21 protein-coding genes are annotated in these 23,577 nt (G+C 71.0%); 14 read left to right on the top strand and 7 right to left on the bottom strand.

What is annotated here, in order from left to right; all coding sequences use genetic code 11:
* Positions 1-5: 5 nt before the first annotated feature.
* Positions 6-1,349, bottom strand: coding sequence for an MFS transporter (locus IEY17_RS05025; protein WP_229679849.1), 1,344 nt, complete (start codon positions 1,347-1,349; stop codon positions 6-8).
* A 229-nt stretch (positions 1,350-1,578) separates the two neighbouring features.
* Between IEY17_RS05025 and IEY17_RS05030 the strand changes: the two genes are divergently transcribed.
* On the top strand, positions 1,579-3,297 hold the full coding sequence (locus tag IEY17_RS05030; protein WP_188985926.1) for an IlvD/Edd family dehydratase: 1,719 nt from the start codon (positions 1,579-1,581) through the stop codon (positions 3,295-3,297).
* 68 nt (positions 3,298-3,365) lie between these two features.
* On the opposite strand, the gene IEY17_RS05035 is transcribed toward IEY17_RS05030, so the two are convergent.
* The 5 genes from IEY17_RS05035 to IEY17_RS05055 all read right to left on the bottom strand — a co-directional run bounded on the left by IEY17_RS05035 (position 3,366) and on the right by IEY17_RS05055 (position 7,438).
* Positions 3,366-3,854 (bottom strand): CHAP domain-containing protein, encoded by a 489-nt coding sequence (locus IEY17_RS05035; RefSeq protein ID WP_188985928.1) that lies wholly within the window; start codon positions 3,852-3,854, stop codon positions 3,366-3,368.
* A 180-nt stretch (positions 3,855-4,034) separates the two neighbouring features.
* Positions 4,035-5,180 carry a pentapeptide repeat-containing protein gene (locus IEY17_RS05040; protein ID WP_188985930.1) on the bottom strand — a complete coding sequence of 382 codons (1,146 nt, stop codon included), beginning with the start codon at positions 5,178-5,180 and terminating at the stop codon, positions 4,035-4,037.
* Positions 5,161-6,591: a WXG100 family type VII secretion target gene (locus IEY17_RS05045; RefSeq protein ID WP_188985932.1), complete on the bottom strand. Its 1,431-nt coding sequence runs from the start codon at positions 6,589-6,591 to the stop codon at positions 5,161-5,163. The genes IEY17_RS05040 and IEY17_RS05045 overlap by 20 nt, the downstream gene beginning before the upstream one ends.
* 4 nt (positions 6,592-6,595) lie before the next feature.
* Positions 6,596-6,916, bottom strand: coding sequence for a type VII secretion target (locus tag IEY17_RS05050; RefSeq protein WP_188985934.1), 321 nt, complete (start codon positions 6,914-6,916; stop codon positions 6,596-6,598).
* A gap of 18 nt (positions 6,917-6,934) precedes the next feature.
* Positions 6,935-7,438, bottom strand: coding sequence for a YbaB/EbfC family nucleoid-associated protein (locus IEY17_RS05055; RefSeq protein WP_188985936.1), 504 nt, complete (start codon positions 7,436-7,438; stop codon positions 6,935-6,937).
* Between the two features lie 127 nt (positions 7,439-7,565).
* Between IEY17_RS05055 and IEY17_RS05060 the strand changes: the two genes are divergently transcribed.
* The 8 genes from IEY17_RS05060 to IEY17_RS05095 all read left to right on the top strand — a co-directional run bounded on the left by IEY17_RS05060 (position 7,566) and on the right by IEY17_RS05095 (position 17,968).
* Positions 7,566-9,218: a UDP-N-acetylmuramoyl-L-alanyl-D-glutamate--2,6-diaminopimelate ligase gene (locus tag IEY17_RS05060; RefSeq protein WP_188986293.1), complete on the top strand. Its 1,653-nt coding sequence runs from the start codon at positions 7,566-7,568 to the stop codon at positions 9,216-9,218.
* Entirely contained in the window at positions 9,215-10,678 is a 1,464-nt protein-coding gene (locus IEY17_RS05065) for a UDP-N-acetylmuramoyl-tripeptide--D-alanyl-D-alanine ligase (protein WP_188985938.1), read from the top strand. Before IEY17_RS05060 ends, IEY17_RS05065 begins: the two co-directional genes overlap by 4 nt.
* Positions 10,675-11,760, top strand: a complete 1,086-nt coding sequence (mraY, locus tag IEY17_RS05070) for a phospho-N-acetylmuramoyl-pentapeptide-transferase (RefSeq protein WP_188985940.1) — start codon at positions 10,675-10,677, stop codon at positions 11,758-11,760. The genes IEY17_RS05065 and mraY overlap by 4 nt, the downstream gene beginning before the upstream one ends.
* A gap of 61 nt (positions 11,761-11,821) precedes the next feature.
* Positions 11,822-13,225: a UDP-N-acetylmuramoyl-L-alanine--D-glutamate ligase gene (gene murD / locus IEY17_RS05075; protein ID WP_188985941.1), complete on the top strand. Its 1,404-nt coding sequence runs from the start codon at positions 11,822-11,824 to the stop codon at positions 13,223-13,225.
* A gap of 6 nt (positions 13,226-13,231) precedes the next feature.
* Positions 13,232-14,644, top strand: a complete 1,413-nt coding sequence (gene ftsW, locus IEY17_RS05080; RefSeq protein WP_188985943.1) for a putative lipid II flippase FtsW — start codon at positions 13,232-13,234, stop codon at positions 14,642-14,644.
* 20 nt (positions 14,645-14,664) lie between these two features.
* Positions 14,665-15,786 (top strand): undecaprenyldiphospho-muramoylpentapeptide beta-N-acetylglucosaminyltransferase, encoded by a 1,122-nt coding sequence (murG, locus tag IEY17_RS05085; RefSeq protein WP_188986294.1) that lies wholly within the window; start codon positions 14,665-14,667, stop codon positions 15,784-15,786.
* Positions 15,783-17,225 carry a UDP-N-acetylmuramate--L-alanine ligase gene (murC, locus tag IEY17_RS05090; RefSeq protein ID WP_188985945.1) on the top strand — a complete coding sequence of 481 codons (1,443 nt, stop codon included), beginning with the start codon at positions 15,783-15,785 and terminating at the stop codon, positions 17,223-17,225. The genes murG and murC overlap by 4 nt, the downstream gene beginning before the upstream one ends.
* Positions 17,222-17,968: a cell division protein FtsQ/DivIB gene (locus tag IEY17_RS05095; protein WP_188985946.1), complete on the top strand. Its 747-nt coding sequence runs from the start codon at positions 17,222-17,224 to the stop codon at positions 17,966-17,968. The genes murC and IEY17_RS05095 overlap by 4 nt, the downstream gene beginning before the upstream one ends.
* A gap of 91 nt (positions 17,969-18,059) precedes the next feature.
* Here IEY17_RS05095 and IEY17_RS05100 read toward each other — a convergent pair whose 3' ends face one another.
* Positions 18,060-18,977, bottom strand: a complete 918-nt coding sequence (locus IEY17_RS05100) for an SDR family oxidoreductase (protein WP_188985948.1) — start codon at positions 18,975-18,977, stop codon at positions 18,060-18,062.
* A gap of 467 nt (positions 18,978-19,444) precedes the next feature.
* On the opposite strand from IEY17_RS05100, the gene ftsZ reads away from it, so the two are divergent.
* The 5 genes from ftsZ (at position 19,445) to IEY17_RS05125 (ending at position 23,544) form a co-directional block, all read left to right on the top strand.
* Complete coding sequence (ftsZ, locus tag IEY17_RS05105; RefSeq protein WP_188985950.1) at positions 19,445-20,854, top strand: cell division protein FtsZ; 1,410 nt, start codon at positions 19,445-19,447, stop codon at positions 20,852-20,854.
* 97 nt (positions 20,855-20,951) lie between these two features.
* Positions 20,952-21,680 carry a peptidoglycan editing factor PgeF gene (gene pgeF / locus IEY17_RS05110; protein ID WP_188985952.1) on the top strand — a complete coding sequence of 243 codons (729 nt, stop codon included), beginning with the start codon at positions 20,952-20,954 and terminating at the stop codon, positions 21,678-21,680.
* A gap of 98 nt (positions 21,681-21,778) precedes the next feature.
* Positions 21,779-22,537, top strand: coding sequence for a YggS family pyridoxal phosphate-dependent enzyme (locus IEY17_RS05115; protein ID WP_229679851.1), 759 nt, complete (start codon positions 21,779-21,781; stop codon positions 22,535-22,537).
* 73 nt (positions 22,538-22,610) lie between these two features.
* Entirely contained in the window at positions 22,611-23,240 is a 630-nt protein-coding gene (locus IEY17_RS05120) for a cell division protein SepF (RefSeq protein ID WP_188985954.1), read from the top strand.
* Positions 23,241-23,259: 19 nt separating this feature from the next.
* A complete protein-coding gene (locus IEY17_RS05125) occupies positions 23,260-23,544 on the top strand; it encodes a YggT family protein (protein WP_188985955.1) in 285 nt (94 codons plus the stop codon).
* Positions 23,545-23,577 lie beyond the last annotated feature (33 nt).

Here is a 23,577-nt window from a genome sequence, read left to right on the forward strand (position 1 = left end):
CTGCGTCAGGCGACGCCCTCGGTTTCCTTCGGGGTGCTGATCTGCTCCGCGGGGGCCCGGAAGCGGGCGAGTAGGAGGAACAGCACCGCCGCGCCGAGGCCGCAGCACGCCAGCAGGTACAGGCCCGCGGTGTTCGAGCGGAAGGTGGTCTCGATCCAGTTCTTCGCCACCGGCGCCACGAAACCGCCGAGGTTGCCCAGGGAGTTGATCAGGCCGGTCCCCGCTGCCGCTGCGGTGCCCGTCAGGTACGCCGCCGGGAACGTCCAGAACACCGGCTGGACCGAGATGTAGCCCGCGGCCGCGACCGCGAGCCCGGCGATCGCCAGGACCGGGCTGCTGAAGTACGCCGAGGCCGCGATGCCGACCGAGCCGCCCGCGACGCAGGCCGCCGCGACGAACCGCTTGTCGGGCTGCGCGAGCCGGTCGGCTCCGGTGGACACCGCGATGTTCACCAGCAGCGCCACCGTCCACGGGATGGCCGTGACCAGACCGACCAGCAGGCCGACCTTGCTGCCGACCGCCTCGGCCACCTGCGTGGGCAGGTAGAAGGTCATGCCGTAGACGCTGCACTGGATGAGGAAGTAGATCAGGCAGAAGTACAGCACCCGCGGGTCCACCAGCGCCGACCACAACCGGTGCGGGCTGTGCGCCTGCTTGGCCGCGGCCTCCTGGTCCACCGCCGACTGCAGGGCGGTGCGCTGCTCCGGCGACAGCCACTTCGCGTCGGCGGGCTTGTTGTCCAGGTAGAAGAACGCCCACACGCCGACGACGCAGGCGATCAGGCCCTCCACGGCGAACATCCACTGCCAGCCCAGGATGCCGCCCACGCCGTCGAGTTCCAGCAGCATGCCGGACAGCGGCCCGCCGAGTACCGAGGCGAGCGGGATGCCGAAGTAGAACAGCGCGTTGCACCGGGCCCGGTAGGCGTGCGGCACCCAGTAGGTGATGAACAGGATGACGCCCGGGAAGAAGCCGGCCTCGGCCACGCCGAGCAGGAAGCGCAGGACGTAGAACAGGACCTCGCTGTTCACCAGCGCCAGCGCGGCCGAGATCAGGCCCCAGGTGACCATGATCCGGCACATCCACCAGCGGGCGCCGACGCGCTGCATGATCAGGTTGCTGGGCACCTCGAAGAGCGCGTAGCCGATGAAGAACAGGCCCGCGCCCAGCGCGTAGGCCGCCTCCGAGATGCCGGCGTGGGCCTGGAACTCCTCCTTGGCGAAGCCGACGTTGACGCGGTCCAGGAACGCGATGACATACATGAAGAACAGGAACGGCATCAGCCGAACCATGACCCGCCGGATCGCGGTGGTGAGCGCCTCGTCGGGCGCCCGCTCGCCGGTGTGCACCCTGCCTCCTCGCTGAGGTGGTGAGTGTTCGAAATATCGAACCATGTTCGTGATATGGGACACGAGCCTAGATCTGGTGCGGGGTGGCGTCAATGGCCTGGAGCTCGGTGTTCGATATCGCAACGGATGTTCGAAATCGCGGATCTGTGGTGGTAGGGGTATTGCGCGTCGGGTTCGGAGCTGGTTACGTCGCGACTCGACCGACGATGTTCCCCACCAAGGAGGGCGGATGACGACCCCGCGGCGCAGCACGAGTTGGTTCGGGGCTCATGGGCGGGCCGGGATGACCGCCCGGTCCTGGGTCAGGAACCAGGGCTACGGCGACGAGGTGTTCGACGGTCGGCCGGTGATCGGCATCGGCACCACCTGGTCCGAGCTGGCGCCGTGCAACGCCCACCAGCAGCGCATCGCCGAGGCGGTCAAGCGCGGGGTGTGGCAGGCGGGCGGGTTCCCGCTGGAGTTCCCCAACATGGCGCTGGGCGAGACGCTGATGCGGCCGACCGCGATGCTCTACCGCAACCTGCTGGCGATGCAGGCCGAGGAGACCATCCGCGCCAACCCGCTGGACGGCGTGGTGCTGCTGTCCGGCTGCGACAAGACCACGCCCGGCATGCTGATGGCCGCGGCGAGCGTCGACCTGCCCACCGTGATGCTCACCGGTGGCCCCATGCTCAACGGCAAGTACAAGGGCACCGACATCGGATCCGGAACCGCTGTGTGGCAGGCCGAGGCCGACCTGGTGGCGGGGCGGATCACCCAGGACGAGTGCTTCTTCATCGAGGGCTGCATGTCCCGCTCCAACGGGCACTGCATGACGATGGGCACGGCCTCGACCATGGCCTGCGTCGTCGAGGCGCTGGGTATGCAGTTGCCGTACGCGGCGACGTGGCCCGCGGTGGACGCCCGTCGCTACGCGGCCGCGCAGCAGACCGGGCAGCGCATCGTCGAGATGGTGCAGGAGGACCTCAAGCCGTCGGACATCCTGACCCGCGAGGCGTTCCGCAACGCCATCCGCGCCAATGCGGCCATCGGCGGCTCCACGAACGCGGTCGTGCACCTCATCGCCATCGCCAGGCGCGTCGGCGTCGAGCTGACCATCGACGACTTCGACGCCGACACCCGCGACGTCCCGACGCTGGTGAACCTGCAGCCCAGCGGCACGTTCCTGATGGAGGACTTCTGCTACGCGGGCGGCCTGCCCGCGGTGCTCAAGGAGCTCGGTGACCTCGTGGAGCGCTCGGCGATCACGGTCACCGGCCGCACCATGGGGGAGAACATCGCCGACGCGGAGGTGCACAACCGCGAGGTCATCACCCCGTTCGACAAGCCGTTCCGGGCCGTCGGCACCGGGACGGCCGTGCTGCGCGGCTCGCTGGCCCCGGGCGGCGCCGTGGTCAAGCAGTCCGCCGCCTCACCGCGGCTGCTGCGGCACCGCGGCCCGGCCATGGTGTTCGAGGACGTGGACGACTACTACGCGGTCTGCAAGGACGACGACCTGGACGTCGACGAGAACACCGTGCTCGTCATCCGCAACGCCGGGCCGAAGGGGTACCCGGGCATGCCCGAGATCGCCAACGTACCGGTGCCGAAGAAGGTCCAGGACGCGGGATTCGACGACATCGTGCGGATTTCCGACGGCCGGATGAGCGGCACCGCGTACGGCACGGTGATCCTGCACGTCACACCGGAAGCGGCGGCGGGCGGCCCGCTGGCGTTCGTGCGCACCGGCGACATGATCAGCATCGACGTTCCGAACCGCCGCCTCGACCTGGAGGTCCCGGACGAGGAGCTGGAGCGCCGCCGGGCGGAGTGGAAGGAACCGGACAACCCGTTCCCCCGCGGCTACCAGCGCCTGTACCACGACCACGTCCTGCAGGCGTCGGACGGAGCGGACCTCGACTTCCTCGTCGGCAAATCCGGCAGCTACGTCCCCCGCGACGGCCACTGACCAACGTCACCCGGGGACCTGCTCGTTCCTCGCGGAGCAGGCCCCGGGTGACACCGGTTCGTGGCAGGTCAGCTGGCGGGGACCTGCGGGTCGCTCCAGCCGAGGTAGTTGTCGAAGTAGGACAGGCTGTTGGCGTGGCCGATGGCGCCGTTGACGCTCGTGGCGTAGAAACCGCCCTTACCGTCGGCGATCCCGACGTGGCCGTACCTGCTGATGTCCCAGTACACGAAGGCGCCCTTGGGCGGGGTGGAACCGTCGGTGTGCGCCTTGCCCGCGCGCACCGCACCCTTCCAGTGCGCGATCGCCGAAGGCCACACCCCGGTGGTGCCCCAGGCGTTCTCCACGGCCTTCTCGCACAGGCCCTGGTAGGAGGTGTCACCGATGCGGGCCTGGAACCACTCGATGGCCCCCTGCGCTGTCCCGTCCCCGGGAGAAGCCACCTGCACGGCTTCGGCCGACGGAGACCAGGTGACTTCCGGCACGGCGACGGGAGCGAGCAGCAGTGCGGCGGCGACACCGCACGAGCCGGCTAATCGAACGAGACGACGCCTGTTCACGAAAACCTCCCTGAACCCGAAAATCAGCAACGATCAGGGAAGCAAACTAGCGCCCACCCCTGAGTAACACCATCAAGATGACCTGAACAGCCGATGACAGAAGTCACCCGCGGCAACTTCCCGCCAAGGTCTTGCCATCGACGGTGAGTAACGGATACGTGCTCACGTTGGTGAGCTGCCTTACGGCATGGTCGGGTAATCGAAAATGGTGATCGGCTCGACGACGTCTTCGGTGGGAGCGCGGCCAAGCTCGGCGATCACGACGTCTGCCTTGTCTGCGGAGAGGTCGACGAGTCCGATATGGAGGGATGTGCCACTGGCCTTTCGGGCGGCCAAGGCCGTTGGAAGGGTATGGAGGAGCTCGATGAGAACAGGGCGGTTTCGTACGCCCAGCTGCTCCAGCTTCGTGAACACCAGGACCTTCGCTCGAACATGGCGAATCGCTTCTGCGAGGGAGGTCGCGCCTGGTGAGATGCTGTTGGCGAGGGCTTGTACGGAGGCAACATTGCGCACGTCGATCTCCCACAGGTGTTCAGGGCCGCGACCGAGTTGCTGAACCCATCGGTTCAACTGCGAGTGCGGAAGGTCGACGTGAATTGCGCTCGAAGTCCATGTGACGTCGGGAAGTTGATGTGGATCCACGGGGACGGGTGCGATTATCCGTGGTTGCTCGTCGACCGAATCGGGTGGCGCGCTGGGTGGTCGAACGGTCATGTTGGAACCGTGGTTTCTGAACCATTCTTCCAGATCGCTGCCGTCCAGCAGGATTCGTCGTGGTTCTGTTTGAACGACGACGGGGCCGCGGACCAGGCCGATTGTTCCGTCGATGCGGGCACCTGTGAGATCAGCTTCGCTGAGATCGGCTCGATCGAAATTGCATCCCTCGAGATCAGCATCCGTGAAGTTGGCTCCACTCAGGAGAGTCTTTACGAGTGTTGCGCCCGCGAGACTGGCTCCCTGGAAGTTGGAATCCATTGCTGTCGCGCGGGTGAAGTTTGCGCGCGCCAGTCGTGCCATCACGAAATTTGCTCGGTCCAGGCTTGCTTCAGCGAAGTTGGCATCCGACAGGTCGGCCCGGGTGAAGCGGGCCTCCGTGCACTCGGCGTCGGCGAGCTGGATGCCACGAAGGGTGGTGTCCGCGAGGTTGCTGGACATGAACCACGCGCTGGTGAAATCTCCTCCGGAAAGGTCCGCCCCACGAAGGTCCGCGTCGATCGCATAGAACTCCCGGTGTCCTTCGCCCGCGAGCCAGCTGCGCAGATCGGAAACGACTTCGGGGTCGTTCGGCCATCGGCGTGGCTGCCAGTCATGGGTACCAGAGGACACGATCTTCCCATCCGTTCTTCTGCACGATGTCTGCCATGAATCTTAGTGCATCGCTGTTGACGTTCCGTGTGTCGATGATTACCTTGTTGCCGTCCTCGAACTCTTTGCTCAGTGATTTCGTAAATGTTTCCGGCGTGACCGCGTGCTTGAACGGTCCCTTGCGGTGTTCAGGCGGCACGTGGTCTGGGTAGTCGCTTTGAAAGCTCTTGATGTCCCAGCGGTCGCCCGTCGCAGGGTCTACAAAGTCGCCGTGCCGCACGTCGGTTGGACGTGTTAGATCGGGGCCGAGTCGGCCGCTTTCTCGTAGATCCAGGGCGACGCGAGCCTCGTTTTCCGTGCTCCGGTTTGGCTTGCCCATATGCGCCGGGTCATTCGTACGCCAGTTGTCGAAGTCTGCTGGGTACCGCTTCTCCAGTTCCGTCAGGTATTGTTCATGGGCCTGTTTTTCCGCAGGGGTCATTTCGGGGTGCGGAGTGTTGGGATCGTCTGGTGTCCGCGGCAAGTGGTCATGGCCGGACCGGCGTGGGTCCTCGGGGTCCGGGTGCCCGGTACCCGGCGGGGTGTCCGGCGGGTCGTCGGGAGGATCGTTGGGGTTCTTTGGAGTGTTCGGGTCTTTCGGAGTCGGGGGTGGTGGGTTTTTCGGGTCGGGTAGCGGGTTTCCGTTGGTGATGTCGTCGAGGATCCGGCGGAGCCGGACGAGGAGGTCGGCCAGTTTCCGGACCAGGGGGACCAGTTTCATCAGGCCCTGCAGGAGCTTCTGGACGACCTGCATGATGCGGGCTCCCCAGCGGGCCACCCGGGCCGTGGCCTGGGCTGCTACCACCGCGATGCCCACTCCGGTCGACGCTTCGATGGCCCAGGAGACGAGTCGGCCGACACAGTCGGCGATCAGGTCGCGGACCACTTCGCGGATCGTGCCGACGAACATGCCGGAGATCTCGGTTCCGGCGGCCAGGGCTCCGGCGGCCTCCGACTGCGCTCGGATGAGTTGCGCCGTCGCCGCCAGGCGCGACCGGTAGGCATCGGCGGCCGCCCCGGTCCAGCCCGCGGTGTCCCGGTCGACGTCGGCCTGCAGGGCGTCGGCGGTGGTGCGCAGCGATTCGCTCACGTTGCGCCACGTCTGGGCGTGGGCCGCCACCTGGTCGGCATTGCCGGCGAGCTGGTCGAGGATGTCGGTGAGCGGTTGGACGTACTCGATCACCCAGCCGACCACCCACGACACCCCCGTGCCGATCGGGTCGAGGACCGCCGACAGCGCCTCGAGTCCGGTACCCAGGACGCCGTAGCCGACCTCGGCCCACGAGCCCGACTCGATGGCCGCGCTGACGTCGGCGATGGCCTCCACGATGCCGATGCCGGTGTACCAGCTGGACGAGTCCTGCGGCGGTGCGATCAGCGGGTTGTCGCTCACCGGCTCACCCGCCGAGCTCGTCGGCAAGCCGCTGCAACGCGGTGGCGATCTCGGCGTCGCTCGCTTCGTAGTCCGCGAGGGCGTCGCGCAACGACGACGACAGCGCGGCGACCGCGCGTTGCGCCGCGGAGGTGGTCGACAGCACCGCGTCGGCCGTTTCGGTCAGCAGCGGGGGCAGGAACTGGCAGATCAGGCCGTAGGCGTCCGTGTCCAGCCGCACGGCGCGCCCGGCGTCCGCGGCCTGGCCGAGCGCCGCGGCGTGGTCGTCGAGCTTGTCCGCGTGCGCGCGCAGCTGGTCGGGCGGAATCCGGAAGCCGTCCGCCATCGATCCCCCTCGGAGGTGTCAGTTCAGGAATGTCTCGTCGCTGAAGTCGCCGTCGTCGTGGGCGCCGTGCACTCGCGTCGGGCCGGGATGCGCGGGGCCGCCGGGTTCCGGCTGGGCGGAAGCGGGCTCGGCGAGCCGCGGGTGCGATGCCGGCGTTGGGGGAAACCGCTGCCGGTAGTTGCTGGTCACCGCGTTCGCTGTCGTGGGATCTGCGTCGCCGAGCGTGGCCTTCGTGGCCTCGGCCACGTGGTCGGCGATGCGCGACTGGGCCCGCCGCAGGACGGCCATGAACTCGGCGCTGAGCTCGGCGCCCGACGCCCGTTGATCGTGGAACCGCACGTCCGTGGGGACGCCCTCGGCGTCGACGGTCACCGTCACCGACCGGCTGTGCTCGGTGATGCGGATGCGGCTGATCTCCTGTTGCAGCGCCGCGGCGCGGCGCGCCTTCTGCTCCAGGTCCTGCGCCCAGTTCTGGATCGCGCGTTCCGCCTCGGCCGGATCCGCGCCGAAACCCTGCGACATTCCTCCCCCTGGAATTGCGAGCCAGGGGGAGTTCTAGCGCACGTTCGGGCGGGGTGGGGGCGGCCGAGGTGGGGTTGGGATGATCGGAGCAGCCCCCGCTGTGCCGAACAGGTGACCGACCATGAGGATGACCCTTCAGGCGGTACCGGTAGCCTGTCGCGACGTGCCTTCCGCGGTCGCGACAGCCCCACCTCGCCCGTCGCACGTCGAGCCGGTCGAGATCGACAAGCTCGCCGACGTCGTCGGTGCGCGAGTGGTTCGCGCCCCTGGTCACAGCCCTGCGGCTCCGGTGACCGGGGCGACGCTGCGTGCCCAGCACGTGCGCCCCGGCGACCTGTTCGCCGCCCTGCCCGGCACCCGCGTGCACGGCGCCGACTTCGCGCCGACCGCGCTCGACTCCGGCGCGGTCGCGGTGCTGACCGACCAGGCGGGCATCGACCGCGCCGCCCTCGCCGAGCACCCCGCGGTCCGCTCCGGCCAGGTGTCGCTGCTGGTGCACGAGGACCCGCGCCGCGTGCTGGGGGCCGCCTCCGCGCTGATCTACGGCGACCCGTCCTCGAAGCTCAGGGTGCTCGGCGTCACCGGCACCTCCGGTAAGACCACCACGACCTACCTGCTGGAGTCGGCGCTGCAGGCCGCCGGGTTCTGCACCGGCCTGGTCGGCACCGTGGAGACCCGCATCGCCGGCGATCGGCTCGACTCGGCGTTCACCACCCCGGAGGCGCCGGACCTGCAGGCGCTGCTGGCGGTGATGGTCGAGCATGGGGTGACGTTCGTGCCCATGGAGGTCTCCAGCCACGCGCTGGCCATGGGCCGGGTCTCCGGCACCCACTTCGCCGTCGGCGCGTTCACCAACCTCTCGCAGGACCACCTCGACTTCCACCGCGACATGGAGGACTACTTCCAGGCCAAGGCGCTGCTGTTCGACGGGCGCGCCGAGCACGAGGTGGTCTGCGTGGACACCGACTGGGGGCAGCGGCTGGTCGGACCGGGCACAGTCACCGTGTCCACCGCGGGCGACGCGGCCTGGACGGCCGCCGACGTGCGCGCCCACCCCACCGGGGAGCAGACCTTCACCGCGCACGGCCCGGACGGCCTCACGATGCCCGTGCGGCTCCGGCTGCCCGGCGCGTTCAACATCGCCAACGCGCTGCTGGCCATCGGCGTCCTGCACGCCGCGGGCGTGCCCGCCTGGGCCATCGAGCGCGGGCTGGCCGAGGTCGACGTGCCCGGCCGCATGGAGCGTGTCGCGCTCGGGCAGGACTTCACCGCTGTGGTGGACTACTCACACAAGCCCGGAGCCGTGGCCGCGGTGCTCGACGCGGCCCGCGCGCAGGTCGACGGCAAGGTGATCGTCGTGCTGGGCTGCGGCGGCGACCGGGACGTGGCGAAGCGGCCGCTGATGGGCGCCGAGGCCGCCCGCCGGTCCGCGGTGCTGATCGTCACCGACGACAACCCGCGCAGCGAGGACCCGGCCGACATCCGGGCCGCCATGCTGGCCGGCGCCCGCGAGGTGCCCGCCGACCAGCGGGGCGAGGTCCTCGAGATCGGCGACCGCCGGGCGGCCATCGCCGCGGCCGTCGAACGTGCCGAACCGGGCGACATCGTCGTCGTCGCGGGCAAGGGCCACGAGACAGGACAGGAGGTGGCGGGCGTGGTGCACCCCTTCTCGGACCGGGAGGAACTCGCCGCCGCGCTGCGCCACAGGTTGGGCGGACAGGAGCCCACGCCACAGGAAACCGTAGTTCGTCGGGGGCAGGGCGACGAGGAGGCAAGGTGATCCGGCTCAGCCTCGCTGACATCGCTGGTGCGGTGGACGGCAGGCTTCATCGTGCGGAAGGCCCGGAGATCGTCACCGCGGGAGTGGAGTTCGACTCCCGTGAGATCGAACCCGGCGGGCTGTTCGTGGCCGTGCCGGGTGAACGGGTCGACGGGCACGACTTCGCCGCGCAGGCCGCGGCGAACGGCGCGGTCGGCGTGCTCGCCGCGCGCGAGGTCGACGCCCCGGCGGTGGTGGTGCCGCCGGTTCCGGCGGCGGACCGCTCCGGCGCGCTGGCGCTGGCCGGCGACACCGACGGTTCCGGGGCCGCCGTGCTGGCTGCGCTGGCGAAGCTGGCCCGCCACGTGGTGGACCGGCTGCCGCAGCTGACCGTGGTCGGCGTCACCGGTTCGTCCGGCAAGACGTCCACCAAGGACCTGATCGCGCAGCTGCTGGTGCCGATGGGCCCGACGGTTGCGCCGCCGGGTTCGTTCAACAACGAGCTCGGCCACCCGTGGACCGTGCTGCGCGCCGACGAGAGCACCCGGCACCTGGTGCTGGAGCTGTCCGCACGCGGCGTGGGGCACATCGCGAACCTCTGCGAGGTGGCGCCGCCGCGCATCGGCGTCGTGCTCAACGTCGGGCACGCGCACCTCGGCGAGTTCGGCTCGCAGGAGACGGTGGCGCAGGCCAAGGGCGAACTGGTCGAGGCACTGCCCGCGGACGGGGTGGCGGTCCTCAACGCCGACGACCCGCTGGTCGCGGCCATGTCCGAGCGCACCCGCGCCCGCGTGGTGCTCGTCGGCGAGCATCCGGACGCGCGCGTGCGCGCCGAGGACATCGAGGTCGACGGCCGCGCTCGACCGAAGTTCACGCTGGTGACCGCGCACGGCAAGGCGCCGGTCACGTTGCCGCTGTTCGGTGAGCACCAGGTGGCCAACGCGCTGGCCGCCGCCGCGGTGGCGCTGGAACTCGGCGCGACCGTCGAGGAGGTCGCCGAGCGGCTGGGCTCGGTGCGGCGTGTGTCGGCGCGGCGCATGGAGGTCAGCGAGACCGCCGACGGCGTCACGGTCGTCAACGACGCCTACAACGCCAACCCGGAGTCGGTGCGCGCCGCGCTCAAGACGCTGGCCGCGATGACCCGCGGTCGACCGAGCCGGGCGTGGGCCGTGCTGGGGCCGATGAACGAGCTCGGTGACGCCAGCGCGGACGCGCACGACGAGATCGGACGGTTGGCCGTCCGGCTGAACATCGACCGGCTGGTGGTGGTCGGCGAACAGGCCCGGGTGATGCACCAGGCGGCATCGCTGGAAGGGTCGTGGGGAGAGGAGTCGGTTCTGGTGCCGGACGTCGATGCGGCCGTCGCGCTGCTGCGCGCCGAGCTGCGTCCGGGTGATGTGGTGCTGGCCAAGGCGTCGAACTCGGCTGGGCTGTGGCGGGTCGCCGACGCCCTGCTGGGCGCGGGCGGTGGTGCCGCGTGAAGCCGATCCTGGTGGCCGCCGCGGTCGCGCTGGTGGTCTCGATCCTGTTCACCCCCTACCTCATCCGCGTGTTCTCCAGGCAGGGCTTCGGTCAGGAGATCCGCGAGGAGGTGCAGAGCCAGCACGGCGCCAAGCGCGGCACCCCGACCATGGGCGGGGTGGCGATCCTGGTGGCCATGTGGGCCGGCTACCTGGTGACCCACCTGGTGATGGGCGACCGGCCCACCGCGTCCGGGCTGCTGGTGCTGGGCCTGACCACGGCGCTGGGCATCGTCGGGTTCCTCGACGACTTCATCAAGATCCGTAAGCAGCGCAACCTCGGGCTGAACAAGACCGCGAAACTGGTCGGCCAGCTGGTGGCCTCGGTGCTGTTCGCGGTGCTGGCGATCCAGTTCGCCAACCAGAACGGGGTCACCCCGGCCTCGCTGAACCTGTCGTTCCTACGCGACATCACGGTGATCTCGTTCGGCACGGTCGGGTTCGTGATCTTCGCCTACGTCGCGATCAGCGGCTGGTCGAACGCGGTGAACTTCACCGACGGCATGGACGGCCTGGCCGGCGGCACCGCGGCGATGGTGCTGGCGACCTACGTGCTCATCTCGTTCTGGCAGCTGCGCAACGACTGCTTCGGGCCGAGCGGCCCGGCGCCGGGCTGCTACACGGTGCGGGACCCGCTGGACATCGCGGTGGTCGCGGCGGCGGCGATGGCGGCCTGCGTCGGGTTCCTGTGGTGGAACGCGGCACCCGCGAAGATCTTCATGGGCGACACCGGTTCGCTGGCGCTGGGGGGTCTGCTGGCCGGGTTGTCCATGGTGACCCGCACCGAGCTGCTGATGATCGTGATCGGCGGCGTGTTCGTGGTCGAGGCGCTGTCGGTGGTGCTGCAGATCGTGGTGTTCCGCACCACGCGGCGGCGGTTGTTCCGGATGGCCCCGTTCCACCACCACTTCGAGCTGGCCGGGTGGGCGGAGACCACGGTGATCATCCGGTTCTGGGTGCTGGCCGGGATCAGCTGCATGTTCGGCGTCGGGCTGTTCTATGCGGACTGGTTGAGCGCCGGCCCGCTGACGGCGAACTGGTGAGGGGCGCGGGCGCGGCGGTCCGCGCCCGCGACCGGTGACGACGAGCGGGGAGGCGAAACCGGTGGCAGGTCGGTTCGAAGGGTGCAGGGTGCTGGTGGCCGGGGCCGGGGTGTCCGGCCGGTCGGCGGCGCAGGCGCTGCTGGCGGCGGGCGCGGCGGTGACCGTGACCGACGCCTCCGCGGACCGGCTGGCCGCGTTGGCGTCGCTGCAGGCGCAGGGCGCGGATCTGGTGCCCGGGCTGGTCGAGCCGCCCGCGGGCACCGACGTGGTGGTGACCAGCCCCGGCTGGCGGCCGGACGCGCCGCTGCTGGCCGCCACCGCGGCGGCGAAGATCGAGCTGATCGGCGAGGTCGAGCTGGCCTGGCAGCTGGACCAGGACCGCGGTGCGCCGGCGGTGTGGCTGGCGGTCACCGGCACCAACGGCAAGACGACCACGGTGAGCATGCTGGAGTCGATCCTGCGCTCGGCCGGGGAGGACGTGGTGGCCTGCGGCAACGTGGGCCTGCCGGTGGTGGACGCGGTTCGCGCCGGGCACCGGGTGCTGGCCGTGGAGCTGTCCAGCTTCCAGCTGCACTGGTCGCAGTCGGTGGCGCCGTTCGCGGCGGTGGTGCTCAACCTCGCCGAGGACCACCTGGACTGGCACGGCTCGCTGGACTCCTACGGGGCCGCGAAGGCCCGGGTGTTCGCGGGCAACTCGGTGGCCGTCGCCAACGCCGACGACGAGTGGTCCACCCGGTTGGCCGCCACCGCGCCGGACGGCGCCCGCCGGGTCTCCTTCACGCTGTCGGCGCCGGAGCCGGGGCAGGTGGGCGTGTCCGGCGGTGACCTGGTGGACCGGGCCTTCGGTGACGGGGTGGTGCTCGCGTCGGTGGGCGACGTGCACCCGGCCGGACCGCACAACGTGGCGAACGCGCTGGCCGCGGCCGTTCTGGCGCGCTCCTTCGGGGTCGAGGCGGACGCGGTGGCCCGGGGCCTGCGGGACTTCCAGCCGGGGGCGCACCGGTCGGTGCCGGTCGCAGCGGCCGCCGGAGTGTCCTATGTGGATGATTCGAAGGCGACCAACCCGCACGCCGCGGACGCGGCGCTGCGCGCCCACCCGCGCGTGGTCTGGATCGCCGGCGGACTGCTCAAGGGCGCCGACGTCGACGACCTGGTGGCGGCCAACGCCGACCGGTTGGAAGCCGTGGTGCTGATCGGCCGCGACCGCGACCGGTTCGCCGCGGCTTTGGCCCGACACGCCCCGGATGTGCCGGTCCGCGAGGTCACCGCGGGGGACGATGCGGGCATGCTGCACGCTGTCCGCCTGGCCAACGAGTTCGCGCGGCCCGGCTCGGTGGTCCTGCTCGCCCCGGCCGCCGCGTCGATGGACATGTTCACCGACTACGCCCACCGCGGGCGGGCTTTCGCCGACGCGGTGCGCGCCGTGCTCGCCGAGGACCCGGCTACTACCACACCCGGCGGGTGATCCCCCGTGACCACCGCGACGAAGTCGGCGCCCGCGAGGCGCAGGCGCGCGGGGCTGACCGTGCTGTCGCCGCTGACCGCCTGGCTGACCCGGCCGCTGGCCTCCTTCCACCTGCTGCTGGCGGTCTTCGGCCTGCTGACGATCTTCGGCCTGGTGATGGTGCTGTCGGCCTCCAGCGTCGACTCGTTCACCAAGGACGGCTCGTCCTACAGCGTCTTCGGCAAGCAGGTCGTGTACTGCCTGGCCGGGCTGGTGGTGTTCTACCTGGCCCTGCGCACCCCGGTGAAGCTGATGCGCCGGTTCAGCCTGATCCTGCTCACCACCTGCCTGGCGCTGCTGGTGCTGGTGCTGACCCCGCTGGGCACCGAGCTCAACGGGGCGAGGAGCTGGTTCGTGGTGGCCGGGATCTCCTTCCAGCCGGTCGAGTTCGCCAAGGTCGCCTTCGCGCTGTGGGGCGCGCACGTGCTGGTCACCAAGCGCGGGCTGATGAACCAGTACCGGCACCTGCTGGTGCCCGTCGTCCCGGCGGCACTGCTGATGTTCACGCTGGTGATGCTGCAACCCGACCTGGGCTCGACGATCACGCTGTTCGTGGTGCTGCTGGCGCTGCTGTGGTTCGCCGGGGCACCGCTGCGGCTGTTCGCGGTGATGCTGCTGGGCGCGCTGACCGGCATCCTGGCGCTGGCGATGGTCGCCGACTACCGGATGGCCCGCATCACCTCGTTCCTCGACCCGCTGGCCGACCCGATGGGGCAGGGCTACCAGGCGATGCAGGCGCTGTACGCGCTGGCCGACGGCGGCCTGTTCGGCCGCGGGCTGGGGCAGGGCTGGTCGAAGTGGCAGTACCTGCCCAACGTGCACAACGACTTCATCTTCGCGGTGATCGGCGAGGAACTCGGGTTCGTCGGCTGCGCGATCGTGCTGGTGCTCTACGGCACCACCGCCTACGTGGGCCTGCGGATCGCGTTCCGCAACACCGACCCCTGGATCCGGCTGGTGTCGGCGACGCTGACCACCTGGCTGGTCGGGCAGGCGATCATCAACGTCGGCTACGTGGTGGGCCTGCTGCCCACCACCGGGCTGCCGCTGCCGCTGATCTCCTCCGGCGGATCCTCGGTGGTCACCAGCATGCTGGTGTTCGGGTTGCTGGCGAACTTCGCCCGGCACGAGCCCGAGGCGATCGCCGCGCTACGGTCTTTGGGACCGGGTCGGGTCGGCAAGCTGCTGCGGCTGCCCACCCCGGCGCCGTACCGGCCTCCGGCCAGGCGGCGCCCGGCCCGGCCCACGACCCCACGAAGCCGACCCGGGGCGAAGGGCTCCGGCGCGGCGGCAACACGCCGGGGAGGCGGGACCAGCCGGGCGCGCGGCGCGCGCAGCGGCCCCGGCTCCCGGGCGCAGACACGAGGAGGACACCGTTGAGCGGGGAGCAGACGGTCCGCATCGACCAGCGCGCGGCGGGCGACGGTGCCGTGGGGCGGCGCGCGCTGTCGGTGGTGGTCGCCGGTGGCGGCACCGCCGGGCACATCGAGCCCGCGCTGGCGCTGGCCGACGCGGTGCGGCGGCTGCGGCCGGACGCCCGCGTGACGGCGCTGGGCACCGAGCGCGGCCTGGAGAACCGGCTGGTCCCGGCGCGGGGCTACCCGCTGGAGCTGATCCCGCCGGTGCCGATGCCGCGCAAGGCCAGCGCGGAACTGCTGAAGCTGCCGCTGAAGGTCCGCGAGTCGGTCCGGCAGACCCGCGAGGTGCTGGACCGCGTCGGCGCGGACGTGGTCGTCGGGTTCGGCGGCTACGTCTCGCTGCCCGCGTACCTGGCGGCGCGCGGGCGCGTGCCGATCGTGGTGCACGAGGCGAACGCGCGTGCCGGGCTGGCCAACAAGGTGGGTGCGAAGTTCGCCACCCGCGTGCTGTCGGCCACCCCGGACAGCGGGCTGGCGGGGGCGCAAACCATCGGCATCCCGCTGCGGGAGTCGATCACCCGCCTGGACCGCTGGGCGCTGCGCGCGCAGGCCCGCGCACACTTCGGCCTGCACCCGAGCGCCCCGACGGTCCTGGTGTTCGGCGGTTCGCAGGGTGCCCGCACGCTGAACACGGCGTTCTCCGGGGCCGCGGAGGCGCTGGGCCGCGCCGGGATCGGCGTGCTGCACGCGCACGGCCCGAAGAACTCCCTGGCGGTGCAGCAGGTGCCGGGCGCGCCGGCCTACGTCGCGGTGCCGTACCTGGAGCGGATGGACCTGGCATACGCCGCGGCGGACCTGGTGGTGTGCCGGTCCGGCGCGATGACCGTCGCCGAGGTGTCGGCCGTCGGCCTGCCCGCGGTGTTCGTGCCGCTGCCGCACGGCAACGGTGAACAGGCGCTCAACGCGCAGCCGGTGGTGTCCGCCGGCGGGGCGCGGCTGGTGTCCGACGCGGACATGACCCCGCAGCGGGTGATCGACGAGGTACTGCCGCTGGCGCTGGACGCGCAGCAACTGCAGGAGATGAGCCGGGCGACGCGCAACAGCGGGCACCGGGAGGCGGACCAGGTGCTGGCGCGGATCGTGCTGGAGGTGGTGGGGCAGTGACCACACCGTCCACTCCGGACCTGCGGCGGGTCCACCTGGTCGGCATCGGCGGTGCCGGGATGAGCGGCATCGCCCGCATCCTGCTCGCCCGCGGGCAGGAGGTCTCCGGCTCCGACGCCCGGGACTCGCGCACCGTGCTGGCGCTGCGGGCGCAGGGCGCGCACATCGGCGTGGGGCACCGGGCGGAGAACCTCGACCAGTTCGACGCCGACCCGACCGCGGTGGTGGTGTCCACCGCGATCCGGCCGGACAACGCGGAGCTGGTCGAGGCGCAGCGGCGCGGGATCACCGTGCTGCGCCGCGCCGAGGCCCTCGCGGCGCTGATGGCCGGGCACCGGGTGGCCTGCGTGGCGGGCACCCACGGCAAGACCTCGACCACGTCGATGCTGACGGTGGCGCTGCAGCACTGCCGGTTCGATCCGTCCTTCGCCATCGGTGGCGACCTCAACGACTCCGGAGCCAACGCCCACCACGGCGACGGCAGCATCTTCGTCGCCGAGGCCGACGAGAGCGACGGGTCCTTTCTGGTGTTCGCGCCGTCGGTGGCGGTCGTGACCAACGTCGAACCGGACCACCTGGACCACCACGGCACCGCCGAGGCATACACCAAGGTCTTCGCGGAGTTCGTGCAGCGTATCGAACCCGGCGGGGTGCTGATCACCTGCGCCGACGACCCGGGGGCCGCAGAACTGGCCGACCTGGCGCAGGCCGCCGGGATCCGGGTGCGCCGCTACGGACGCTCGGTGACCGGTGACGGCGACGCGCGGCTGGTCGGCTACCGGCCCGAGCACAGCGCGGGCGTGGTGACCGTGGAGCTGATCGGCACCGAGGCCGGTGCGGACCGCGTCGACGTGCACGTGTCGGTGCCAGGCGAGCACATGGCGGGCAACGCGGTGGCGGCGCTGCTGGCCGGGCTGGAGCTCGGGGCGCCGCTGGGCGGGCTGCTCGACGGGCTCGCGGCCTTCGGCGGTGTCCGGCGGCGGTTCGAGTTCAAGGGCCGCGCCGAGGGAGTCCGCGTCTACGACGACTACGCGCACCACCCGACCGAGGTGGACGCGCAGTTGCGGGCGGCCCGGCCGGTGGTCGGCGACGGGCGGCTGGTCGTGGTGTTCCAGCCGCACCTGTTCTCCCGCACCGCGGCGTTCGCCGAGGAGTTCGCGACCGCGCTGGGCCTGGCCGACGAGGTCGTGGTGCTGGACGTCTACGGGGCGCGCGAGGATCCGCAGCCCGGCGTCACCGGCGAGCTGATCTCCAACGCGGTGCCGCTGCCCGCCGAGAAGGTGCACTACGAGCCGTCCTTCACCGAAGCGGCGCCGCTGGTGGCAGGGTTGGTCCGGCCGGGCGACCTGGTGCTGACCATGGGCGCCGGTGACGTGACCATGCTCGGCCCCGAGATCCTGGCCGAGATCGAGCGCGCCGCGGGGGAGGCGCAGGGGTGACCACGACGCGCCGCCGCGCGACGGACCGCCCCGGGGTGCGCAGTACCCGGGGACGTCCCGTGCGGGGTGGCGCGCTCGCACCGCCGAAGTGGCGCCGCTGGGCGCTGCCTGCACTGCTGGCCGTGGTGACGGTGCTGGCGCTGGTGCTGTATTTCACGCCGCTGCTGGGGGTGCGGTCGGTGGAGGTCACCGGCAACGTGACGTTGCACCAGGATCAGGTGGTGCAGGCGGCGGGCGTCGAGCTGGGCACACCGATGCTGCAGGTCGACGTCGACGAGGTCCGCGACCGGTTGCAGGCGGTGCCGAAGATCGCGGCGGCGGAGGTGTCGCTGTCCTGGCCGTCCACCCTGCGGGTCGAGGTCACCGAGCGGGCCGCGGTGGCGTTCGTGGTGGCGCGCAACGGGATCCAGCTGGTCGACGGCACCGGGATGCCGTTCGAGGTGGTCCCGCAGCGCCCGGCGGACCTGCCGGAACTGCGGTTGCGTGAGGTGTCGCAGAACGACCCGGCGACGCGGACGGCGATGGCGATCCTGACGTCCCTGCCCCCGGCGGTGCGCGCGGAGGTCACCGCGGTGCTGGCGGACAACCCGCGGGACGTCCGCCTGCTGCTCACCGGCGACCGCGAGGTCGAGTGGGGGTCGGTGGAGGAAACCGCCCGCAAGGCGGCGATCCTGCCGCCGCTGCTGACCCGCCCGGGCAGGGTCTACGACATCACGACCCCGGCCCTGCCCACAGTGGCCTGAACGCCGGGACCGACCCCCAGGTTCGCCCAAACTTGGGAGTCCTACCACGGGGACCGACCACCAAGTTCGCCTGTGATCACCGCACACCCGGTCAGCGGTAGTCGTCCGGGTCGCCCTCCTTGCCCGCCCACTGGACTTCGAGGATGTAGCGCCAGGCGTCCGGCTGGGAGCCGTCGGTGTCGGTGAAGCCGTACACCCGCGCGAGGTAGCCGGTGGACAGCGACCGGGTGTTGAACCGCGCCACGTCCGGGTCGGTGGCCAGCGCCACCACCGCCCGGCCCACGTAGGCCGGGGACTCCGCGATGAGGAAGTCGCGCGGGGCCGTGGTCGACTCCCGCCAGTTCTCCTCGGTGACGCCGAACAGGTCCAGCATCATCTCCGAGCGCAGCCACCCCGGCGTCAGCGACACCGCGGTGCCCCCGTACTCCCGAAGCTCCTCGCCCTGCGCGCGGGCCAGCCGGTGCGCCGCCGTCTTGACGACGTCGAAGAACGCGCCGCCCTCGCTGCGGTAGTACTTCTCGTGCACCTCCGCGGTGCCGTCGGTGAGCTCCACGACCAGTCCGCCCGGGTTGCGGACCAGCAGCCCCAGCGCGAAGTGGCTGGTGATCATGTGCGCCTCGATGCCGACCCGCAACCGCTGCAGGCCCTTGGCCAGGTCCTGCTCCCAGATCGGCTTGTGCCAGTCCATCAGGTGCTCGCCACCGAGGTCGTTGACCAGGACGTCCAGCCGCCCCTGCTCCCGTTCGATCCGCCGCACCAGCTCGCGGACCTGGTCGGGGTCGGTGTGGTCGCAGCGGACCGCGATGCCGGTGCCGCCCGCCTTCGTCACCAGCTCCGCGGTCTCCTCGATGGTCTCCGGCCGGTCGTAGTCCGAGCGCTGCTTCCGCGTGCTGCGCCCGGTGCCGTACACCGTGGCCCCGGCCGCCCCCAGCTCCATGGCGATGCCGCGCCCGGCCCCGCGGGTCGCCCCGGCCACCAACGCGACCTTGCCGCGCAGATCTTTGCCCATGCTCCCAGATCCTCCTTTTCCGGTGATCGGACCCGGCGATGATCGCAGCGAATCCCGACATCTTCGGTCGGGATTTCCGCACCGATCTCGGACTGCCTGCCTCGACCGGGTGAGCGGGGGCCGAGGTACGGTGTTGTTGGTGATCACGTCCGTGACGTGAGCGCCGCACAAGGGGAGGAACGAACTGGGCTCGATGCGCCGCACCGCGGCGGAATGCGGACCAGCTGGGCGAAGCAACACGGTCGAGGCGGAAACGACGAGGTGCACGGCATAACACACCTGCCAGGGATTCCGGCGTGGCTGCTGGACGAGGGGGCATTCGGATGCCTACCGTCCGGACCGGGCACGGGATCGGCTGCACCCCGACTCCCGCGCCGACAGCGACCGGGGGGAACCCGCGTCGGCGGCGACCGGTCCCGGCGGTCGACGCAGCGAGCACTCCAGCCACGATCAGGAAGGCGGATCCGATGACGCCCCCGCACAACTACCTCGCGGTGATCAAGGTCGTCGGCATCGGTGGCGGCGGCGTCAACGCCGTGAACCGCATGATCGAGGTCGGGCTCAAGGGCGTCGAGTTCATCGCGGTGAACACCGACGCGCAGGCCCTGCTGATGTCCGATGCCGACGTGAAGCTGGACATCGGTCGGGAGTTGACCCGCGGTCTCGGCGCCGGTGCGGCACCCGAGGTCGGCCACAAGGCAGCCGAGGACCACAAGGAGGAGATCGAAGAGGTCCTCAAGGGCGCCGACATGGTGTTCGTGACCGCCGGTGAGGGCGGCGGTACCGGCACCGGTGGCGCCCCGGTGGTCGCGTCGATCGCGCGCAAGCTGGGGGCGCTCACCATCGGCGTGGTCACCCGGCCGTTCTCCTTCGAGGGCAAGCGCCGCGCGCAGCAGGCCGAGCAGGGCATCAAGGAGCTCCGGGACTGCTGCGACACCCTGATCGTCATCCCGAACGACCGGCTGCTGCAGCTGGGCGACATCGGGGTGAGCCTGATGGACGCCTTCCGTTCCGCCGACGAGGTGCTGCTCTCCGGTGTGCAGGGCATCACCGACCTGATCACCACCCCGGGCCTGATCAACCTGGACTTCGCCGACGTCAAGAGCGTCATGTCCGGCGCGGGCAGCGCGCTGATGGGCATCGGTTCGGCGCGCGGCGAGGGCCGGGCGGTGCAGGCCGCGCAGAAGGCGATCAACTCGCCGCTGCTGGAGGCGTCCATGGAGGGCGCCCACGGCGTGCTGCTGGCCATCGCCGGCGGCTCCGACCTCGGCCTGTTCGAGATCAACGAGTCCGCGTCGCTGGTGCAGGAGGCGGCGCACCCTGACGCCAACATCATCTTCGGCACGGTCATCGACGACTCGCTGGGCGACGAGGTGCGGGTGACGGTGATCGCCGCCGGGTTCGACTCCGGCACGCCCACCCACAAGAAGCTCGAACCCACCAAGGTCGGCTCGCGCAGCGAGGACGGCGAACAGTCCAGCGCCGACAACAAGCCCGCCTCGCAGGCCGAAACCCCCGCGCCGCAGTCGGCATCGACCCCGCAGCCGGAGCCGTCGTCGCCGACACCGCCGGCGGTCGAGCCGGCGACACCGGCGGCGCAACCGCAGCCCGCCGCGGAGACCACCGCACCGGAGCGCGAGGAGCCCGCCCGGCCGGAACCGCCGCAGCGGCCGACTCTCGGCCAGCGCACCGGACTGTTCGGCGGCGACGGTTCCTCGACCGGGCAGCAGAACGTCTCGGTGCCGGTTCGCGCCACCGGCGGCTACCCGACGCACGGCACCGCCACGGGGCGGACCGGGTCGCTGCCGAACCGCCCCATCCCGGTCAACGAGGACACCGACGACGACGTGGACATCCCGCCCTTCATGCGCCGCTGACGGCCCCGTGCCCGGCCGGGCCGCGGCCGGGGTGCGCGAGAATCGACACCGGAGACGACCCGTTTCCGGTGTCGATGTGTGTTCGGAGGCGTGAGCAGTGCGGATTCGGCGCGTGATCACCACGCGGGAAGGCGGCCGGTCGCAGCCGCCGTTCGACTCCTTCAACCTCGGCGGACGGGTCGGCGACGATCCGGCGGCGGTGGCGGCGAACCAGCGCAGACTTGCCGAGGGTATCGGCCTCACCGAGGACCGGCTGGTGTGGATGGAGCAGATCCACGGGCGCACCGCCACGATCGTCACCGGACCCCAGCCCGGCGCGGTGGAGGCGACCGACGCGCTCGTCACGGCCGAACCGAACCTGGCGCTGGTGGTGTTGACCGCGGACTGCGTCCCGGTGCTGCTCGGCGACCCGGTGGCCGGGGTGGTCTCGGCGGTGCACGCCGGGCGCGTGGGGGCCCGCGTCGGGGTGCTGGTGGCCGCGCTGCGGGCGATGCAGGAAGCCGGGGCCGAGCTGGGCCGGATCGAGGCCCTGCTGGGGCCGGCGGCGTGCGGCAAGTGCTACGAGGTCCCGGCCGACATGCAGGCCGACGTCGACAGGCACCTGCCGGGCAGCGCCTGCCGGACCCGCCGGGGCACCCCGGGACTGGACCTGCGGGCGGGTCTGTGGGAGCAGCTGGCGGCCGCCGGGATCGGCAGGATCGGGGTGGACCCGCGCTGCACCCTGGAGTCCCCGGAGCTCTACAGCCACCGCCGGGACCGCGGCCGCACCGGGCGGTTCGCCTCGGTGGTCTGGATGGACCCGGAGGAGGAAGGGCGGGAAGCGTGAGTCCTCACGGGACAGGCGACTTCCCGGAGGTCCCAGCCATGAACGAAGGTGACCCTGCAAGCGACGATCTGCCCGGCCGACCGGGCGTTGGAGGACTGGTGAACGATCTGCCCACCCGCCCGGACGCGAGCGAGCAGCGGCGGTCCGAACTCGCCGAGTCGCTGCGCAAGGTCCGGGAGCGCCTGGACCGCGCCTGCCGCGCCGCGGGGCGGCGGCCTGACGAGGTTGAGCTGCTGGCGGTGACGAAGACCTTCCCGGCCTCGGACGTGGCGCTGCTGGCCGATCTCGGGCTGGTGGAGTTCGCCGAGAACCGGGAGCAGGAGGCCCGCGTCAAGGTGGCCGAGTTCGCCGCGCTGCGCCCGGACGCCCGGGTGCGGTGGCACATGGTCGGGCAGCTGCAGCGGAACAAGGCGCGCGCGGTGGTCCGGTGGGCCGACGTGGTCGAGTCGGTGGACAGCGAGCGGCTCGTCGAGGCGCTCCGCCGCGCCACCGCGAACGCCCTCGACGCGGGTGATCGAAAGCACCCTCTGGACGTGTTGGTGCAGGTCAGCCTGGATGAGGCGGAGGGTCGCGGGGGTTGCCGACCGGACGAGGTGCCGAAACTTGCCGATATGATCACGCGTACGAGTGATCTTCGACTGCGAGGGGTGATGGCCGTCGCTCCCCTGGGTGGCGACCCGGATGTGGCATTTGACACACTTTCCGTGATCTCCGCGCGACTGCGCCGCGACCACCCGGAAGCTGTCGACGTGTCGGCCGGAATGAGCGGAGACCTGGAGAGTGCCGTTGCCCACGGCTCGACGCGGGTGCGTGTCGGAACCGCGTTGCTCGGTGGGCGGCGGTTAACCTCGCCGTAGCCGCTAACCAAGGGGGTCGAAGGTCGGCCGCCTCGTGCTCGGTGTTAAGGAGTCGCAGAGGAAGGGCATGCCGATGAGCGCTTTGCACAAGTTGAAGGCCTATTTCGGCATGGTCCCGGCCGACGAGGTCGACGACTACGACGACGAGGTCGCCTACCGCGACCGGTACGCGGACTCCGACCGCACCGGCTACGACGCCCCGGCGGACCGGGGCGGTGGCCGGCGGCGCGCCGGGACCCGCAGCAGCTATCAGGCGGAGGCCGACGCCGAGTCGGAAAGCTTCGCCGAGGAGTACCGGGAACCTGCCCGTCCGCGCAGGTCATGGTCGTCGGACTCCCCGGTGCGCAGCGCGCTGCCCGCCGATCCGCCGCGGGAACCGGTCTCGCGGCTCCGGGCGGTGACCGACACGGGCACCCAGTTCAACTTGAGCAAGATCACAACCCTGCACCCGCGCAGCTACAGCGAAGCCCGCACGATCGGCGAGCAGTACCGCGACGGGACCCCGGTGATCATGAACCTGACCGAGATGGAGGAGGCCGACGCCAAGCGCCTGGTCGACTTCGCCGCGGGACTGGCGTTCGCCCTGCGGGGTTCGATCGAGAAGGTCACCAACCGCGTGTTCTTGCTCTCACCGCCGAACGTGGACGTCGCCGCCGAGGACAAGCGAAGGTTGGCGGAGGGCGCCTTTTTCAACTACGGGTGAGTGGTGGCACAGTTGAAGCGTGAACCCGGTACAGACCGTCCTGTTTTACGTTCTGTTCTTCTTCTGGCTGCTGCTCACGGCCCGTATCGTGATCGAACTCGTTCGGGTGTTCGCGCGCGATTGGCGACCGATCGGGGGGGTTGCAATCGCGCTGGAGAGCATCTACACAGTGACCGACCCGCCCGTGAAGTTGGTGCGTCGGGTGATTCCGACGGTCCGGATCGGCGGCGTCGGACTGGACCTATCGATTATGGTGCTGCTGCTGGTCGTGTTCATACTGATGCGACTGGTTCAGCCCGGGTGACGGGGAACCCGGGCTACTCGCAGCCGAGGAGTG

The sequence above is a fragment of the Saccharopolyspora thermophila genome, assembly GCF_014646075.1.
Classification (GTDB): Bacteria; Actinomycetota; Actinomycetes; order Mycobacteriales; family Pseudonocardiaceae; genus Saccharopolyspora; species Saccharopolyspora thermophila.

Bases quoted from the DNA above. Each gene is read 5' to 3' on its own strand.
- IEY17_RS05120 (WP_188985954.1), top strand. From the start codon at position 22,611: ATGAGCGCTTTGCACAAGTTGAAGGCCTATTTCGGCATGGTCCCGGCC.
- IEY17_RS05055 (WP_188985936.1), bottom strand. From the start codon at position 7,438: ATGTCGCAGGGTTTCGGCGCGGATCCGGCCGAGGCGGAACGCGCGATC.
- IEY17_RS05030 (WP_188985926.1), top strand. From the start codon at position 1,579: ATGACGACCCCGCGGCGCAGCACGAGTTGGTTCGGGGCTCATGGGCGG.
- IEY17_RS05060 (WP_188986293.1), top strand. From the start codon at position 7,566: ATGACCCTTCAGGCGGTACCGGTAGCCTGTCGCGACGTGCCTTCCGCG.
- ftsZ (WP_188985950.1), top strand. From the start codon at position 19,445: ATGACGCCCCCGCACAACTACCTCGCGGTGATCAAGGTCGTCGGCATC.
- IEY17_RS05100 (WP_188985948.1), bottom strand. From the start codon at position 18,977: ATGGGCAAAGATCTGCGCGGCAAGGTCGCGTTGGTGGCCGGGGCGACC.
- IEY17_RS05050 (WP_188985934.1), bottom strand. From the start codon at position 6,916: ATGGCGGACGGCTTCCGGATTCCGCCCGACCAGCTGCGCGCGCACGCG.